This window comes from Psychromonas arctica, from assembly GCF_036697365.1.
GTDB lineage: Bacteria > Pseudomonadota > Gammaproteobacteria > Enterobacterales > Psychromonadaceae > Psychromonas > Psychromonas arctica_A.
This window is the reverse complement of sequence record NZ_JBAHZA010000006.1, coordinates 37,113-55,463: the sequence shown is the minus strand read 5'-3', so window position 1 is coordinate 55,463 and position 18,351 is coordinate 37,113. Positions and strand designations below refer to the sequence as shown.

General features: G+C 36.7%; 14 protein-coding genes. 4 read left to right on the top strand and 10 right to left on the bottom strand.

Annotated features, from left to right (window positions below; all coding sequences use genetic code 11):
- Positions 1-161: 161 nt before the first annotated feature.
- Together argR and V5290_RS08420 are read left to right on the top strand one after the other, a co-directional pair.
- Positions 162-626, top strand: a complete 465-nt coding sequence (gene argR, locus V5290_RS08425) for a transcriptional regulator ArgR (RefSeq protein WP_409440045.1) — start codon at positions 162-164, stop codon at positions 624-626.
- Positions 627-1,004: 378 nt separating this feature from the next.
- Positions 1,005-1,406, top strand: coding sequence for a type IV pilin protein (locus tag V5290_RS08420; protein ID WP_333384010.1), 402 nt, complete (start codon positions 1,005-1,007; stop codon positions 1,404-1,406).
- Positions 1,407-1,474: 68 nt separating this feature from the next.
- Here V5290_RS08420 and V5290_RS08415 read toward each other — a convergent pair whose 3' ends face one another.
- From V5290_RS08415 to V5290_RS08395, 5 genes are read right to left on the bottom strand one after another with little or no spacing between them, the layout of a single operon-like run.
- Positions 1,475-3,397, bottom strand: coding sequence for a transglycosylase SLT domain-containing protein (locus V5290_RS08415; protein ID WP_333384008.1), 1,923 nt, complete (start codon positions 3,395-3,397; stop codon positions 1,475-1,477).
- A gap of 39 nt (positions 3,398-3,436) precedes the next feature.
- The gene (locus V5290_RS08410; protein WP_333384005.1) at positions 3,437-5,029 is read right to left on the bottom strand and encodes an ABC transporter ATP-binding protein; all 1,593 of its coding nucleotides are present in this window, start codon (positions 5,027-5,029) and stop codon (positions 3,437-3,439) included.
- Positions 5,026-6,048: an ABC transporter permease gene (locus V5290_RS08405; RefSeq protein ID WP_333384562.1), complete on the bottom strand. Its 1,023-nt coding sequence runs from the start codon at positions 6,046-6,048 to the stop codon at positions 5,026-5,028. Before V5290_RS08405 ends, V5290_RS08410 begins: the two co-directional genes overlap by 4 nt.
- A gap of 26 nt (positions 6,049-6,074) precedes the next feature.
- The gene (locus tag V5290_RS08400) at positions 6,075-7,157 is read right to left on the bottom strand and encodes a microcin C ABC transporter permease YejB (protein WP_333384003.1); all 1,083 of its coding nucleotides are present in this window, start codon (positions 7,155-7,157) and stop codon (positions 6,075-6,077) included.
- Positions 7,158-8,921, bottom strand: a complete 1,764-nt coding sequence (locus V5290_RS08395) for an extracellular solute-binding protein (protein WP_333384000.1) — start codon at positions 8,919-8,921, stop codon at positions 7,158-7,160.
- Between the two features lie 372 nt (positions 8,922-9,293).
- On the opposite strand from V5290_RS08395, the gene hpf reads away from it, so the two are divergent.
- The gene (gene hpf / locus V5290_RS08390) at positions 9,294-9,704 is read left to right on the top strand and encodes a ribosome hibernation-promoting factor, HPF/YfiA family (RefSeq protein WP_113817583.1); all 411 of its coding nucleotides are present in this window, start codon (positions 9,294-9,296) and stop codon (positions 9,702-9,704) included.
- Between the two features lie 425 nt (positions 9,705-10,129).
- Here the strand turns inward: hpf and tyrA are convergent, their stop codons facing one another.
- Both tyrA and V5290_RS08380 read right to left on the bottom strand, forming a co-directional pair.
- Positions 10,130-11,257, bottom strand: coding sequence for a bifunctional chorismate mutase/prephenate dehydrogenase (gene tyrA / locus V5290_RS08385; RefSeq protein WP_333383995.1), 1,128 nt, complete (start codon positions 11,255-11,257; stop codon positions 10,130-10,132).
- A 10-nt stretch (positions 11,258-11,267) separates the two neighbouring features.
- The gene (locus tag V5290_RS08380; RefSeq protein ID WP_333383992.1) at positions 11,268-12,335 is read right to left on the bottom strand and encodes a 3-deoxy-7-phosphoheptulonate synthase; all 1,068 of its coding nucleotides are present in this window, start codon (positions 12,333-12,335) and stop codon (positions 11,268-11,270) included.
- 201 nt (positions 12,336-12,536) lie between these two features.
- On the opposite strand from V5290_RS08380, the gene V5290_RS08375 reads away from it, so the two are divergent.
- Positions 12,537-13,652, top strand: a complete 1,116-nt coding sequence (locus tag V5290_RS08375) for a GNAT family N-acetyltransferase (protein WP_333383990.1) — start codon at positions 12,537-12,539, stop codon at positions 13,650-13,652.
- A gap of 4 nt (positions 13,653-13,656) precedes the next feature.
- Here V5290_RS08375 and V5290_RS08370 read toward each other — a convergent pair whose 3' ends face one another.
- The 3 genes from V5290_RS08370 to V5290_RS08360 are packed head-to-tail and all read right to left on the bottom strand — an operon-like array spanning position 13,657 to position 18,351.
- Positions 13,657-15,654 (bottom strand): alginate lyase family protein, encoded by a 1,998-nt coding sequence (locus tag V5290_RS08370; protein WP_333383987.1) that lies wholly within the window; start codon positions 15,652-15,654, stop codon positions 13,657-13,659.
- 18 nt (positions 15,655-15,672) lie between these two features.
- On the bottom strand, positions 15,673-17,178 hold the full coding sequence (locus V5290_RS08365) for an exosortase C-terminal domain/associated protein EpsI (RefSeq protein ID WP_333383984.1): 1,506 nt from the start codon (positions 17,176-17,178) through the stop codon (positions 15,673-15,675).
- Between the two features lie 42 nt (positions 17,179-17,220).
- Complete coding sequence (locus V5290_RS08360; RefSeq protein WP_333383981.1) at positions 17,221-18,351, bottom strand: glycosyltransferase family 4 protein; 1,131 nt, start codon at positions 18,349-18,351, stop codon at positions 17,221-17,223.

Genomic DNA, 18,351 nt, shown 5'->3' with positions numbered 1-18,351 from the left:
ATTCCAGCAAATGTTAGCAGAACTCTAGTTAAGAAAGTAGCCATCCTTTAATAAATGCATTTATTTTATAAAAAACGAATAAATATGCAAAAAAAGTGACATTTAATCTATTAACTAAGTACTAATTTAGATTAAAATAGCGCTTTTATTATTAGAGATAGATGGGAACAGCAATGCGCAAAGCTTCTGAATTGATGGACTTTTTTAAATGCTTACTTAAAAAAGAGCATTTAAGCTCACAAAGTGAAATTGTAGACGCTTTAATCGAGGCTGGTTTTACCCACATTAACCAATCTAAAGTGTCTCGAATGTTAAGCAAGACCGGAGCAGTTCGAACACGCAACGCAACCGGTGATATGGTGTACTGTTTACCCGTTGAGTTAGGTATCCCGACAACCACCAGCCCATTAAAGAACTTAGTTGTAGATATCGACCACAATGATAGTTTAATCGTCATTAGAACCAGCCCAGGCGCAGCTCAATTAATAGCTCGTTTATTGGACTCAATGGGTAAAGCAGAAGGAATTTTAGGTACTATTGCTGGCGACGATACTATTTATATTGCCCCTAGTAACACAGCAAAAATCGAAGAAACGTTAGTGGTTGTTCATAAACTATTTGATTAACGTGTACAGTTTTAGAAGTTAATGCCTTAACGAGCATTAACTTAAATACTTGCGTAACACACCTGTAATTCTCTTTCCTTACAATTAGGCAATATGACTAACCATTCATCATGAAATACTAAATCCCTTCACTTTCAAGCTAAATTATAAAACTTTCCTATACTCAAAAGTGCTGTTCCTGCTTACAAAAATAAACTAGCCATACCGTTCACATTAAATATGCGATCTAAACTTTGTACTGAAAGCAGCTAAATTCAAGGTGAAAATTAACGTAAACCTCTATTCTATAAAATAAGTTTACAAATAGTTTTAATAAGTAAAATAGATAAACTATTTATTGGTTATTGATTATTGGGATTAGTATCACAGGAGAAGAAAATGGAATGGAATCGTGGCTTTACTTTAATTGAACTGCTCATTGCTATCGTTATTCTCGGTATCATTGTTAGTATTGCTTATCCCTCATATCAAGGGTTTATATTAAAAACTCGTCGCGTAGATGCTCAAACAGAGCTTATTAAAGCACAAGTTGAACAGAGTAGTTTCCGTATCACAGAGCCTAGCTACAGCTTAGATAACAATCAAATAGGCTTACCAGTAGCACATGATTTTTATACTTTTAGCATTGTTTCTGCATCAGCTCACACATACCTTTTAAGAGCTAAAGTAAAAGACAACAGCCCACAAGTCAGTGACCTGCAAAGTTGCCAAACCCTTTATATTAACCAAAACAATGTGAAAACAAGTGATGGTGAAAATGAAAACGCCTCTTGCTGGTAGAGTAACCAACAAAAAGCGTTATGTTCGACCACCACGACTTAATACGGTGGCTAATCAAGTTTTACAGCTTAATAGCTACTCGTTAGCTCTTCACTTTTTAAGAACTTCAATGGCTTACCAAATACATGTTGATAAATAACATTGTAAGCGAGAACATTTTGCACATAAGCGCGCGTCTCATAAAACGGAATGGTATCTATCCAACTATCAATCTCAATACCTTTATTTCCTTTTTTCTTTTCTGCACTGGTCCATCGTTCCACGCGATGAGGGCCAGCATTGTAAGCAGCAGTCGCCAAGACTCGGTTACCGTCATATCGTGTCAGTAAACCATTGAAATAAGCGGTACCTAATTGCACATTTATTTCGCCTTGGTTTAGTTGCTCTACATCAGAGTATTCAGTCAAACCAATTTTTTTAGCCGTTTCTTCTGCGGTTTTAGGCATTAATTGCATATAACCACTTGCACCAACAGGCGATTTAGCATGCTGATCAAAACTACTTTCACGACGAGTAATTGCATAAATATAAGTTGGTTCAACATCATATTGTTTAGCTGCTTCAACGAATAACTCAGATTTAGCATTAGGGAAACGGATGTTTAACGCATTCCAACTCTTAGAATTAATACTCGCTAGTACTGACAAATACGGCCAATCATGATTGTAAGCATAAAGTCCTAACTGTTGTTGTTTAGTTTTGCTTTGGTTGCTTAATAATCGTTGCCACTGACGTTTTGCTGGCACGTTTAGCTCATGGTAAAGCAACTCCTCAATGACAGACAATTGCCCTTCTAAGCCTGTTAAACTGCCTTTCTTCTCAACAATTTCTTGTGAGTTTAATGAAAAGTCGACACCTAACTTTTGAGCAGCCATAAAGCCATGGAAATTTCTATTTTTTGCTACTTTTTGATAAATCGCATTGGCCTTCTCAGACTTACCCGCATTCTCTAATACACGAGCTTGCCAATATAACCAATCTGATGAATTACGTTTAGCTTTTGGAAGTTTTGATATCCAAAACTCAATATTTTTCCAGTCATTACGTTTAATGGCGTAACGAATACGTTGCTCAATCAGTGACACATTACCTAGTTCACCCAACTCTTTATCTAACCAGGTAAAGTATTGACTTTTATTTCTCTGTACAATAATGCGTGCAAATTGTTTTTTAACTTGTTTTTCTTCACTGTCTGTAAAAGCAATTTTTTTCGTATAGAAGTTATAAAACTCCATTGCTTTTGCTAAATCTTGATTAGCTAAACGGTTAATAGTGGGAATTAAAAAATTAAAACTCGCTGCAGAGCGGGATGTAAATAGATCGCTATTTAACAATGTCGCAGGCTTTTCATGCAAGTCATATAGCTGCTTAGCTAGTGCTAATCTATCTTTATCCATTCGAGCCATTAAAAAACGCATTAAACCGCGTTTATTATTAACAAAGCCTAACTCAAAACGTTGCCATACATCATCTTGAGTTAACTGCTTAGCATCTTGATAAAAAACATATACATCGTCACATGCGTTTGGCAAAGAGGTACTAGATAACCAATATTTTTGAGCATCAGGCCAAGCTTTTTTACTATTGCCTGTCGCAATTGCAGCTTCTAAATAATGACATTTTAAGATTCGATTATTAGGCATTCTTGGATAGGCAGTCATAAATTGTGCCCAATCCTTTTCTTTTGATAAATGGAATAGATAACTACGCTGCAGATCATCAGCTGCAACCTTGCCTTTATTTTTTGCAATAAAGTCTAAAATTGCTTGGTCACTTGCCGTGTCCATATTAGCTTTTAAATAATAATACTCAGCAAGGTAAGTGATTGGGTATTCAGAAATTTTTTGAATATTTTGATTGGCCTGTTGCCACTCTTCCTTTTCTTGTAATGCTAAGGTTTCAGCAAAAACCTCTCGTTGTGCATCTAAACTTAATGCACTCGCGAAGCTTGTTGTTGAAAATAACAAACATCCTAAAATTAATCTTTTCATAATACCCCAACATAAATAATAACTAATTAAAACATCATTTCACAAAACGACAGATGATAGCAACTTTTGAGTATAACTATGCATAGCATTTTCAAATATTTCAGAAGTCGAGCCTTGCTCTACTACTTTTCCAGATTTGAGTACCAATACTCGGTGACTAATTGCTCTTACTACAGATAAATCATGACTAATAAACAAATAACTTAACTCAAACTCTTGCTGTAAAGACTTTAATAATTCAATTATTTGCTTCTGAATACTTCTATCTAACGCAGATGTAGGCTCATCTAATACGATTAGTTTAGGCTTTAAAATCAATGCCCTTGCAATAGCAATACGTTGCCGCTGCCCTCCAGAAAATTGGTGAGGGTAACGATTTTCAGCACCACTATCCAAACCAACTTTTAATAAAACTTCCTTGACCTGCTCATCTATAGCTCGTTCACTAAGATGATTATGTACTTTAAACACTTGTAACCCTTCCGCTACAATATCTCTTACAGACATTCTTGGACTCAAACTTGCGTAAGGATCTTGAAACACAATTTGTAATTGTTGACGCATTCGCTGTAAGTTATTTTTGTCCAACTTATCAAGCGTCTCTCCTAAATAAACCACCTCTCCAGTATGTTTATTTAACTGTAATATTGCCTGTGCTAATGTGCTCTTTCCTGAGCCACTTTCACCAACAATGGCTAATGTTTCACCTTTATGAATGGTTAAAGAAACGGCTTTCACTACATGCGATGATTTAACCACTTTCCCCCAAAAATTCTTTTTAATAGGGAAGCTAACACTCATCTTGTACGCAGTTAAAATCACCTTAGGATCAACCAGTGCCGGCATTGTTCCAGTAGGTACTGCGTTTAATAACGTTTTAGTATATTCATGCTGAGGTCGAGTAAACACGCGTTGTGTAGCTTGATACTCAACCTGTTGCCCTTTACACATGACCAATACATCATCTGCAAACTGCCGAACAATATTTAAATCATGGGTAATGAGTAAAATGCCCATATTCAGTTTCTGTTGCAACGATTTTAATAAAGTTAATATTTGTTTTTGAATCGTTGCATCTAATGCTGTTGTAGGTTCGTCAGCAATTAATAGATTAGGTTCATTTGCCAACGCCATTGCTATCATCACCCGTTGCCTTTGCCCGCCTGACAACTCATGTGGATAAGCTTTTAAACGTTCTTTGGGACGCTCAATTCCCACTAATTCTAATAGTTCTATTGTCCGTAACTGAGCCGCCCTTCCGGTTAACCCTTTATGTAATAAAAGCGTTTCCGCGATTTGCTTCTCAATACTATGCAAAGGATTTAAAGAGGTCATTGGCTCTTGAAAAATCATGCTTATTTGATTACCACGAATTGCTTCTAAAACCTTTTCAGCTTTTCCCATTAATGGTTGTCCCTGAAAATAGATACTACCTGCAGGGTGATGTGCATGTGGGTACGGCAATAGTTGTAGAATAGACAATGCAGTGAGAGATTTTCCTGAACCACTCTCTCCCACTATCGCTAATGTTTTTCCTTGCTCTAAAGTAAAATTAACACCCGATAAAATAGGTTGTTCAGCAAAGCTAACAGCGAGATTTTCAACAGCTAATAATGGTGCTTGCTTAATCATAATTTTTTCCTTGGATCAAAAGCATCACGTGCCGCTTCACCAATAAAGACCAATAGTACTAAAATACTAGAGAGTGAAACAAAAGCGGTAATCGCTAACCAAGGAGCATGCATATTATCTTTACCTTGTGAGATCATTTCCCCGAGAGAAGCAGAGCCTAACGGTAAGCCAAAACCAAGAAAATCTAATGACGTTAAGGTAGTTAATGCACCTGTAAATAGATAAGGCATAAAGGTGAGTGTCGCAATCATCGCATTCGGTAAAATATGTTTAAACATAATTTTACTGTCTTTAACTCCTAATGCTTTGGCTGCTTTTACATAGTCTAAATGGCGTCCACGCAAAAACTCAGCTCGTACCACACTGACTAAACTTGGCCAACTGAATATAATCATTAATCCTAATAACCACGTAAATGTTGGCTCAACGAAGCTGGCTAAAATAATTAGCATGAATAACATTGGCAACCCCTCCCAAATCTCCAGAAAACGCTGCCCAATCAAATCTATTTTGCCGCCGTAATAACCTTGTATTGCTCCAACAATCACACCGATTACAGAACTGGCTACAGTTAACGTTAATGCAAATACCACTGAAATACGGAAACCATAAATTAAACGAGCCACTACATCTCGCCCTTGATCATCAGTACCTAACCAATTCACAGCATCAGGGGAAGAAGGCGCTGCAGAAGTTAGCTCGTAATTAATAGAATCATAATAAAAAGGGATTAATGGCCAAACCATCCAACCCTCTTGGTTAATTTTATTCGCCATATAAGGGTCACGATAATCGGTGGTAATATCAAAATCACCTCCCAAAACGTATTCAGGAACATCTTCTATCACAGGAAAATACCAGTTAGACTGATAGGAAACCATAATAGGTTTATCATTTACCCACACTTCGGCAATCAAGCTGAAAAAGAACAAGACACTAAATATCCATAATGAATAATAACCACGCTTATTAGCCTTAAATTGTGCCCAACGTTGATGATTACTTGGGTTTTTCCGCATGCGCTGCCAGGTTAATAATAATGACATTATTGCCCCTCAAAGGTAATACGAGGGTCAATCAAGGTATAAGTAATGTCGCTAATCAATTTCAAAACTAACCCCACCAACGTAAAAATATATAAAGAACCAAAAATAATCGGGTAATCTCGAGAAATAACTGATTCAAAGCTTAATAAACCTAATCCGTCTAAAGAAAAAATCACTTCAATTAACATTGAACCTGTAAAGAAAATACCAATTAACGCAGCTGGTAATCCGGCTAATACTAACAACATGGCATTTCTAAAAATGTGCCCATATAACACTCTATTTTGAGAGCAGCCCTTCGCCCTAGCAGTGATTACATATTGTTTATTAACCTCATCTAAGAAAGAGTTTTTAGTGAGCATAGTTAAAGTGGCAAAACTGGCTAAGACGCTAGCTAAAATGGGTAAGGCTAGATGCCAGAAATAATCTTTAATTTGGCCAAACCAAGAGAGTTGATCAAAGTTATCAGAAGTTAAACCACGCAATGGAAACCAGCTAAAATAAGATCCACCAGCAAAAAGCACTACTAAAATAATTGCAAAAATAAAGGCAGGGATAGCATAGCCAACAGTAACAGCAGTACTGGTCCACACATCAAAACGACTACCATGACTAGTTGCCTTTTTAATCCCTAAAGGAATCGAGATAAAGTAAGCTAATAAAGTGGTCCATAATCCAAGTGAAATGGATACCGGCATCTTTTCATAAATTAAATCAATAACGCTTTTATCGCGGTAAAAACTATCTCCAAAATCAAAGTTAATATAACGCCATAACATTGAAAAATAACGTTCATGTAAGGGCTTATCAAAGCCATATAACTTTTCTAAGGCAGCGATATACTCAGGATCAACTCCCTGTGCACCTCGATACTGGCTTTGTTGATTTGCTCCCTGTTTTATCTCACTTTCAGTACTTGCAGTAAGGCGAGAACTGGCATTCGAATCGATACCTTGATACTTAGCAATAGCCTGCTCTACTGGTCCTCCAGGAGCGACTTGTACAATAAAAAAATTTAATGTCATGATGCCTAATAAAGTAGGGATAATTAACAGTAACCTTTTTAAAATATACTGCTGCATCTACTGCCCCTTCTCATTCTCAGGTGGCGCCACTTGTTTTGACCACCAAGTATCTAAACCAAGCTCATAATCAGGTGCCACATTAGGGTGCTCAAACTTATCCCAATAAGCAATGCGTGAAGCTGGTAAATACCATTGAGGAATAACCATATCCTGTGAAAGTAAGACGCGATCTAATGCCTTAGTCGTATCGACTAATTCTTTTCGAGTAGTAGCGGTAATCAGTTGCTTTGTTAGGGCATCAATCACAGGTGAACATATACCAGCCCAATTTGATGTACCTACTTGGTTCGCACTCTCACATCCCCAGAAGCTTACTTGTTCATTACCCGGCGAAATAGATTGCCCCTTACGTAACGAAACAAGATCAAACTGAAAGTTGTTTAAACGATTAATAAATTGAGAAATATCCACCAAACGAATATTGGTTTTAATGCCTATTCTTTGAAGGTTACGGCGGAAAGGATGAATAATACGTTCAAAGTCTTTGCTATACAGTAAGAACTCAAAACTCAGCTGCTCACCTTGCTGATTTTGCATTTTGCTATCTTTTAAGATGTATCCGGCTTCTGCAAGTAAAGCAACGGCCTCACGCATTTGCTTTCTTACATTGCCATCACCTTGCGTTTGTTTTTTTATTAAAGGATCAAAAACAGAACTAGGTAGTTGATCTTGGTAAGGGGTTAAAATGGCTTTCTCAGCATCGCTAATGATTGCTTGTGTCGCAAGTTCAGATCCTGAATAAAAACTGTCTATACGCGTATAAGCATTATAGAAGAGGGTTTTATTAGCCCACTCGAAGTCGAATAATAATGAAATGGCTTTACGCACGTTAGGATCTTTAAATTTATCTTGACGTAAGTTAAACCAAAAACCCTGCATTCCCTGAGGATTTTTATCAGGGATCTGTTCCCGTTTAATTTTTCCACTATCGAATTGTTCGCCAACGTAACCAGTTGCCCAACGCTTTGAGGAACTTTCCAAACGATAATCGAAAGCCCCAGACTTAAATGCTTCAAAAGCGACTGCATCATCACGATAATAATCAAAAATGAGTTGATCAAAATTATAACGCCCTTTATTGACCGGTAAATCTTTTGCCCAGTAATCCTTATTACGCTGATACACAACTTGCTTTCCTGCATCAAAACGCGCAATACGATAAGGCCCCGAACCAACAGGAATTATAAGGCCGCTTTTCGCGAATTCTTTACCTTGCCAAAAATGCGCAGGTAAAATAGGTATCTGCCCAATGATTAAAGGTAACTCACGGTTTCCTGACTCTTTGAATTGAAAAGTAACTTGTAACTTATCATCCACAATGACCTTATCAACCCCCGCATAATAAGCGCTATAATGTGGCGCTCCTTTTGTTGTTAAAGTATCAAAACTAAATTTAACATCCTGTGCGGTAATTGATTTTCCATCCTGAAATTTGGCGTGAGAATTAATTAAAAAGCTTACTGAGCTAAAATCATCTGCCACCTTCACTTTTTCTGCTACTAACGGATATAAACTAAAAGGTTCATCACTAGACTGTTGTAATAGCGTATCGTAGATATAAGAAATACCAGCCGCAGCATTCCCTTTTACAATATATGGGTTAAGTGAATCGAAGCTACCTATCGACGCCTGCTTAAAAGTACCTCCCTTGGGCGCATCAGGGTTTACATAATCAAAATATTGAAACTTGAAATCGTATTTTATGTCCCCATACATACTAATAGTGTTATTCCAAGATGCACCATGAGTAAAAAAACTCATTGTAAAAAGGGTGCAAAATATGTAACTGTGTATATGCTTAATCTTATTCATAAAACAGAATGACTCTAATAAAGTGATTGCACAAGAGTCTTTAAGATATCAAATGATTAAGTTAATGAAAGATTTTTAACCACAAAAAGAGGAGTTTAAAACTGAAATAAACAAATAAAACTCATTTATGATTTGTTCAAACTAAGTATCGCGATTCAGCAAGTAAAAATTGCAGTTTTTTTTAAAAAATACGCTTAGATCAAAGATTAAATTGGTTTATCGAGAAGGCTTATTTTATGTGACTAAAATCACATTTAAATTAAATTGAAAAGCCTAATCTATTACTGAACACAATAAGTGTATAACTAAAAGGTGTCCTATATGAGAATTGAAATTACTAGCAAACAAATGACTATCACAGACACAATGCGCGCAAAAGTAGAGGAACGCTTCGAAAAGTTACAGAAACTACAAGTTTCACTAATTAAACCACACTTCATCATTACCAAAGAACCTAAAGGCGTCAAAATTGAAGGCACCATTGGAGTTCCAAACGGTAAAATATTTGCTCATGCAGAGCATGACGACTTATATGTTGCGATTACGCAATTATTCCAAAAAATTGAGCGTCAGTTAAACAAACATATTCATAAAGACGAAGCAAACCGAGCGAAAAATAACGGTAAAGAGTTATGTCGTAACGGTGAAATTTCAGGCGAGCCGATAGAAGAGCCAGAGGTTGAAATTGAATCAGATGCTGAAATCAAAATGAATAAAGAATTTGCTGCATAAAGACTTTTTAAATAATAAGTCATTATAAAAATATTAAGGAGGCACATAGCCTCCTTTTTTGATCTTATGATTTATACCAATCACACTAAGTAACTGATCTATTTTACTTGTTAAAATAACTTATTTCTTCGTTGTAACTTTCGTAAATAGAACAACTATTAAAGAATTAACATCTTTTGGTTAATTCTCCGATAGACTATTAACGAAGTTAATCGTCGAAAGGCTTAAGTTACGCCTTAAACTAAGTCATTTTTCCTGCGCAAAACTTAGATCACTTATTTAATGCAATTGGTATTACTTCTTTATGCCTTTTTATTAAACGCATAATGGGTTTTCATATCATTGATGAAATGTTTTATTTAGAAATAGCAGCTAATAAAAAAGGAGGCTAATGCCTCCTTAAGTATAACGGTTACTGCTTATAATTATTTATTCTCATAATGACGATTATCATGCGCCTGCTGCAGCATTACACGACTTTCATCTAAGAATAACGAGGAGTAATCTCCCATCCAATGAGTAACAGATTTAAAACGCTCAATAAACTCTTCACGGTTATTATTTTCTAATAACTCAATAGCGTCAGAAAAGTGCTTATGATAACGCTTGATCATAGTTAAATTATTTTTTTGCGACAGGATAATATCAGCGTATAAAGCCGGCTCTTGTGCAAATAAACGCCCTACCATCGCTAATTCTAGACGATAGATAGGTGAGCTTAAATCAAGTAACTGTTCAAGATCTGCATCTACTTCTTGCAGATGTACCCCATATACAAAACTAGTAAAATGGCGTAATGCTTGAATTAATGTCATAGACTCATCGTGCGTAGGTGCAGCTACTGGGTATAGGTGTGCACCCCATATTTTCATCTGCTCAATTAACCATTGATACTTATCAGAATCACGGCCATCGCAGTAAACAATCACTTGTTTTGCAAAACTAGAAATATCTGGACCAAACATCGGGTGCAAGCCAACTACAGGACCTTTATGAACCGCTAACATTTCAGTTAATGGTTCATCTTTAACACTAGTAATATCTGCTAAAATGCAATCTTCAGGTAAGAAATCTAATTGTTTAATTACATCAGTTGTTACATCAATCGGCGAACCAACAATCACTAGACCAGCTTTACTGCAGATTTCTTCAGCTTGATCCCAGTTAGAACGACCTAGTACGTCAACATCGTAACCAGAGAGCGTAAACATCTCTACAAAACGCTGACCTAACAACCCATTACCGCCAATGATAACAATACGTTTCATTTCAGGGTTAACCGTTTTAAAACCTGTTTCATTCTCACTAGCATAAGATTCACGCATAGTACGACGTAAAATATCTTCGATAAGGTTAGCTGGAACCCCTTTTTTTTCAGCTTCTTCACGACGTTTAGCTAGCATTGCAGCCTCACGCTCAGGAACATAGATAGGTAAGCCGTGCTTAGTTTTCACTTCACCAACTTCACCAACCAGGCGCAAGCGCTCAGCCAATAGATCAATTATTTGCTGGTCAACAGCATCTATTTGATCTCTTAATTTTGTTAAAGGCATAATTGACTTCTTATTTGTTCAGGACAGTATCTTTTAATGACACAGCCGCTTGTTCTAATAACTCACAGGTAGTTGCCCAGTCAATACAAGCATCTGTTACCGATACACCGTATTTAAGATCTTCAACTGGTAATTTAGTCGGTTGATTACCGGCATTAATATTACTTTCCAACATAATACCAATGATTGAAGTATTCCCAGCAACAACTTGTTGGAATACATCTTTAGCAACTAGTGGTTGTAATTCATGATTCTTGCTAGAATTTTCATGGCTACAATCCACGATAAGAATTTCTTCCATATTGGCTTTAGTCAACGCTTGCTCAGCTAGTGCTACATTAATTGAATCGTAGTTTGGTTTACCACCGCCACCACGTAAAATCACATGACCGTCTTTATTACCTGCTGTTTGTAACAAAGCGCTTTGTCCAGCTTGGTTAATTCCCATAAAACGATGCGGAGAAGAAGCTGATTGCATTGCATTAACAGCAGTAGAAAGGCTGCCATCAGTTCCGTTTTTAAAACCAACAGGCATCGATAAGCCACTCGCCATTTCACGATGCGTTTGAGATTCTGTAGTACGCGCACCAATAGCTGCCCAACTAAATAGATCGCCGATGTATTGTGGGCTAATTGGATCCAATGCTTCTGTTGCAATCGGTAAACCTAACTCAGAAATCCATAATAACAACTCACGTGCTTTTTTCAGACCGGTTTCAATATCAAATGAGTCATCCATATGAGGGTCGTTAATAAGACCTTTCCAACCAACTGTTGTACGTGGCTTTTCAAAATAAACGCGCATCACAATATATAAAGTGTCTTTATATTGTTCATGTAACTCTTTCAAACGGGCTGCATAGTCTTTTGCAGCTTCAATATTATGAATCGAACATGGACCACAAATAACTAAAAAGCGCGGGTCAGTTTTATGAACGATATTAGAAATAGTTTGACGAGATTCATTAATGAATTGATACACACTATCAGAAGCGGGCAAAGACGCTTTAAGCTCTGCAGGTGTAATTAAAACAGTTTCTGATTCAATGTGGATATTTTCATTTTTTTGCGTAGTCATTTTGCTCTCATAGACAATTAATAGTGAAAATATAATAGCATAGCAAAATAATAGATCATGCGATTAAGCTACAGACGTGAAATAAATACGGATTAAATTAAATTAATACACGTATTTATCTATTTTCTTTTACAATAAAACATAATCTTTCTTAATTGTTAGGTTTTACTCCACTTATTTAGATAAGGTCTTTATGACAATATGCCAGTAATTACTTCCCATATGATGACCTCATGGTCTGAAATTGAAACGTTACAATCAGATTGGAATACGTTATTAAGCCAGTCAGACGCCAATAATATTTTTCTTACGTGGGAATGGATGGAAAGTTGGAAGAAAACTTGCCAACCTCACACTCGGTTATTTTTTATTATACTTAAAGAAGATAATGAGCTTATTGCTATTGCTCCTTTTTATATTCAGCCTTACCGCCTTCTAAATACATTAACTTATCAAGTATTACGTTTTGCAGGTGATCAAGGTATTGGGTCAGAATACTCTAACTTTATCGTCAGAAAAAAAGATACGCTTCAATTAAAACAACAGCTTTGGAAGACTCTACTTTCAGCCTCTACTAACATTAACTGGGATCTTATTTGGTACACCAATGTTGCAACTTGGACAACAGGCGGTGAAAGCTTATTAAAATCACTTGAACAATCTCCCAAATTACATGTAGCGGCGCGCAGTGTTGATTTTGCAAATACCAATTTATGCGATCTACCAGACAACCTTCTACCTTCTCTATCAAAAAGCTTACGTACTAATATCAAACAAACACAACGTTATTTAACAAAACAAGGTAGTTGGCAAGTCAGCTATTGTGAAGACGCTAAATCGCTTGATAAATCTTTAACAAGATTATTTGAATTACACAATTTACGTTGGCAACAAGCAGGGCTAAAAGGCTCGTTTCAGCGACGACCAGAAATGGCTAGTTTTTATCAAGACTTTGCACAAAAAGCTCTGCAAAAAGGTTGGTTAAGATTAGCGGAGTTAACTTGTGATAATGAAACCCAAGCAGTACAGATTGGCTATGTATATCAAGGGCAATTTTTTGCTCTACAAGAAGGATTTAACCCAGATTTTCAAAAAGGCACAGGCCAAGTATTACGTTACCATGTTATGAAAAAGTGTATTGAAGAGGGGTTAACGGATTATGATTTTCTAGGGCAATATACGAATCATAAAAGACGCTGGCTAGCTAAGCAGCGTAATGGCCAACACCTACTTATTTGGCCAAATAAGATAAAAAATACACTCTTTAACTTTTTAACTATTTGGCCAACGGGGAAATATTTAAAACCAACTCGTTAACAATTTATTTCCAGACAATACTGGTGACAAATTCACTATCTCGATTAATACCAGCATTAAGTACTAAAGTCGTAATAGGTACTTTTTGGTGGTAGCCACGACTCAACCAACCTATTGAAGGAATTTGAGCATCATCATTAGGCACGCCTTGTACTAGAGTTGCTTTAACTTGTTCAGGTAATGTAATCACTATCTCATTATCACCTAGTGTTAAATAACAAATCCCCTCTTCAATACGTATATCCTGACAACATTCAGAGAAGTGAAAATAGATGGCAACTTGATGATGTGCTTGTGCTTTAACATGGTCAGTAATGATTATCTGTTGTTGTGTGATATCTAGTTCAACATCACGTTGATGAGTAACAGGTGATGCTAAACGTTGATAACCATCATGAGCAGCAACAATTGTTCCCCCACTATCTGTTGGGGACCATTCAATACAAGATGCCTGTGCATGCGATTCCCACATAAAAGGCCCTGTCATGACTGATTGATCTAATCCATCAATTTCTAATGTGTTATGTGCCTGTGTTTTGCGGAAATGATTACGCCATTCAGGAAAACTGAAATAATCATAGGTACCTGTATCAACGAATAAATCATGCTGATTAATACGTACAACACAGCTTAAAGCATCAGCATGACCATGAGCTGCAATCGCCGTATAACCTAACTCTGCGACATCCATTAAAATACTAGCTTGGTTGTTCTCGCTGGCCTTACCACCTTGTAGTAAATAGTAGCCTGAATCTTCAAAAGCTGCAGAACTTAAACCAGAGTCAGCTAATACGCCTTGATTAATTTTTTCTTGTCTATTATTAAATAACCAAAAACTAGACTCACAAGCTTGAGTAGATGCGAAAATCGAATCATCATAAAAATAGCCAACTACATCAGTAAGCGCATTAATGTCATGTACGTGATCTCCAAGATCTAATACATAGCCATCATCTTGGTCGCCTAGCATAGGGTAATACTCGCCACCTTCAGCAATACGAACAACAAATTCCGATAAGCGTTTTAACGTTTCCCAATAACTCTCAGAAAAATCGTCACCGGCCCACTTACCAGCTAATCCTGTGAAAAGATAAAACTGCAGTACAAAAAACTGATAGCTAAAGGCGTGCTCTTTAGTACAACCATCAGCAAAGCTTTGCGCTACTATCTCTCTTTCCAGTACCCGTTTACTATTATTTTTCCAAATAGCAGCATCTTGTAACATTGAGAAATAACTGGCCGCAATATAAACACCAGCCGCTTCTCCTACCAAATGATTGTTAGCAGAAGTACCTTGAGAGAATTTACTACTAACATCACGACAATGTAGAAAAACACTTTCTAATAGACGCGCTTTAAAGTCCCCTACAAATAATCCACTATCTTTAATCAGATCAATTGTCCAAACCCAATTGATTAGGCGAATTGCTAGCTCTAGAGGACTACGCCAATTCATACCTTTACCGTAAGGATTTTGATCTAGCCAGTCAGTTATTTGCTCAACAACTGCTTGTGCATACTTAATGTCTCCTGTGACTTGATAGGCTCTGGCTAGTACGACCATTTGATGGTGGCGATTTGGCTCCCAAACAAGCTTACAGTCACCATTAACCTTAAAGTCGCGATAGTTAACATCTAAGATATGACCAGTATTTGAATAGATATTCGCACTATGATCTTTATGCCAATTAATCGGAGTCTCTAGATGCTTATCCTGCAAATCAAAGTAGCTTAATCTATGTTCAATCACCATATCGGCTTTTGCTAATAAAGGGATTTTCCACTCAGGCTTATGCTCTCCTAATTGCCCTTTAAAAACACTAAAACCAGGCGTGAAATCTGAGCTAACCTGATAACCTTTTACAAACTGTACTTTAGGCACCCAGTTAAACTGGACTCTTATACGCTCAACCCAAGCAGCTGAAAGCGAGATAATTCGCCAAGTTATTTCGCTTAAACTCATCATCTGAATACGTTTAATGTACCAAGTTATAGATTGCATCGGATTTAATCCCTTAAATTATGATTTATTTGGATTAAGATAAGCTGTAATAAACTTACTTAATTGTTGTTCAGCGCTGGCTTGGTCATCACCATCAAAATCAAAACTAACTGCAACTAACGTTGCCCCAGGTCGACCCAATAATGCAGCTTTGACCTCAGCTAATTTGGCAATTTTTTTATCACTAGTCATAATCCCATTAATGACATACCAAGAAGCAATTAATCGATACCGATGAGCAGATTTTTTTAATACGAATAAATTAGCTTGATCCAATACAGCTGCTTCCGAAAGAGACAGCTTTTTATCTGCCACTTCCATCCAAAAATCTTCATCAAATAAGTAATTTTCTACAAAAATCATCTCTTTGGCTTGTTCTTGTTTATAGTAATCTGCCAAATAAACCTGAAAGCCTAATGACTTCTCAATGTAATAAGAGAACCGCTCTTTAGTTGCCCCTTGTGAGTAAGGCTTCCAACTTGGACTGTAAGCTTTGTCACGACTAACTATTTGATAGCTTTCTAAACTTGGTTCAACGAACGTATAATTTTTATCATAGCGAGAAGGAATCCAATAAGAGGCTGCAACAAAAGAAGCGAAAACAATCAAAGTCACGCATATCTGTGTTTTATTTAAAGAGAAATCATCACTAGCTACTGGCTTAACAGTCTCAGCAGTCTCAGCAGTCTCAGCAGTCTCATCTTCAGACCTTTCTTCAAAATAGGTACGAGCAATATAAATAAGTGGAATTAAACATATAGCAAACACAATCCAACCAAAAGCAAGATGGTCATGCACTATAAAATGGTTCATCTCAGTGTAAGTGCCCACTATGATGATAATCATCACCCTTAACCAATTGGCAATAATAGCGACCGCTAGACTGATAAGTAAAAATGTTAAGGTTCTTTTGGTAGAAAGCTTATTAAAGTAACTCACACAAAATGTAAGCAAAGCTGCCACCATAAAGAAACCTAAACCAGAACAAGCGGGATCAACATCGAACATACCGCCCGCTGTAGAGAGTCGATAATGGTCACGATCTACCGCAATACCTAGTAACTCAGGTCCCCATACCCCAGCCTGAGTTGACAGCTCACGTAAAGGAAACTGCAGCATATTCCAAACAGGTAAAATCAGTAATAGCATCAATAAAGGAGTGAAAAAAGAGCGAAGAGCTTGCCAACCATAAAAACAAAATAACAAAGAAACGAGGATGCTGAAAAATGCTAATTGCTGTAGTTGTTGGATACTAGATAACAGAGCAACTAAAGAAACGGATAAACTTGAAATCAAACAAACTAAAGCAAACGCGTAATGGCTTTTAGATAAAGTGTTAGCCTGCAAATGATGCCGTTGTAGATAAAAAACGTAGACGACAACAATAATCCCCAAAAAACCATGACTATAGGGGCCATCACTGTTCCATTCGTCGAAAATAGTGAGTAAAACAGGCGCGTTAACCACAAACAATATAAGTAAAGAGGCGATAAACAAGCTATGTACTGAAATTTTTTTAAGCAAAATAAGCTCCTATGAAAGCTTGATATAACCAAACCGAAAGCATCATGCTAGTACCTCATAATAAACAGCGATCGTTCTCTCAGCGACTTTTTCGACATGATATAGCTCACTTGATAATTGTTTGGCTTTAAGTTGCATTTTATTAGCAAGATCAGGATTATTTAAAATTAACTCACATTTATTAGCAATGTTGTATTCATCGAAAGGGTTAACCAAGTATCCAGTTTCACCATGTTTAACCATATATGGCATACCACAACGATTTGAAGTTACGACAGGAACACCAACAGCCATTGCCTCTTCAATTCCCATAGGGGAGTTTTCTTCTAAAGAAACTAAAGCATATAGAGAAGCATTACATAGTTCAGTCTGCACCTCTTGTGTTGAGATTCGCCCTAATAGTATGACTCTTTGTTCTAAGTTATTTAACGCAATAAATTCCATTAATTGCGCTGCATAATCTTGATCAACAATACCACCAGCAACTCTTAACTCGACATCAAGGCCTTTATCAATAAGGATTTTTACTGCTTTAACTAGCTGTATTACATTTTTGCGAGGGGCGATAACTGCTGAAGTAAATATGATGTTCTTACTTGATTGTCTTGTTAAATCAAAAAAATGTTCTGAAATGGGGTTATCAATATCAAATATATGCGCATTACTTACGCCAGTTAAACGCTCTCTAACATAAGGGCTAATGGAGATGATATTAGGTTGTTTGCGCCAACTCGATTTTTCGATAAGCTCCCATATTTTAGAGCGTATGTTCTTAAATTTACCATTTGCTAATAGTGTATCCCCGTAAATAAAGCCATGAATGGTAAATACTTTAGGAATAGTTAGATCTTTAACCATGATCCCGTAAGTATCATGGGCATGAATTAAATCAGGAGATATTTCTTTAATCTTGTTTTCGATTAACCTTTTACCTGTCGTTAATGCGTTTATTAACTCACTTCCCGAAGGCTTAGGAATTCGGTGAATAGTTATATTTTCAAGTTTTTCAATAGATTCGACCGAAGTATCAGGGCACAAAGTTATTATATGTAGATCAAATTCAGAATAAGTAGCTAACGCGGGTACTAAGTTAACACTAACCGCCTCGACTCCACCATGTGGTCTTCCTATTTCAATGGGAAATTGAGTAACAAACGCTAATTTAATTTGCAT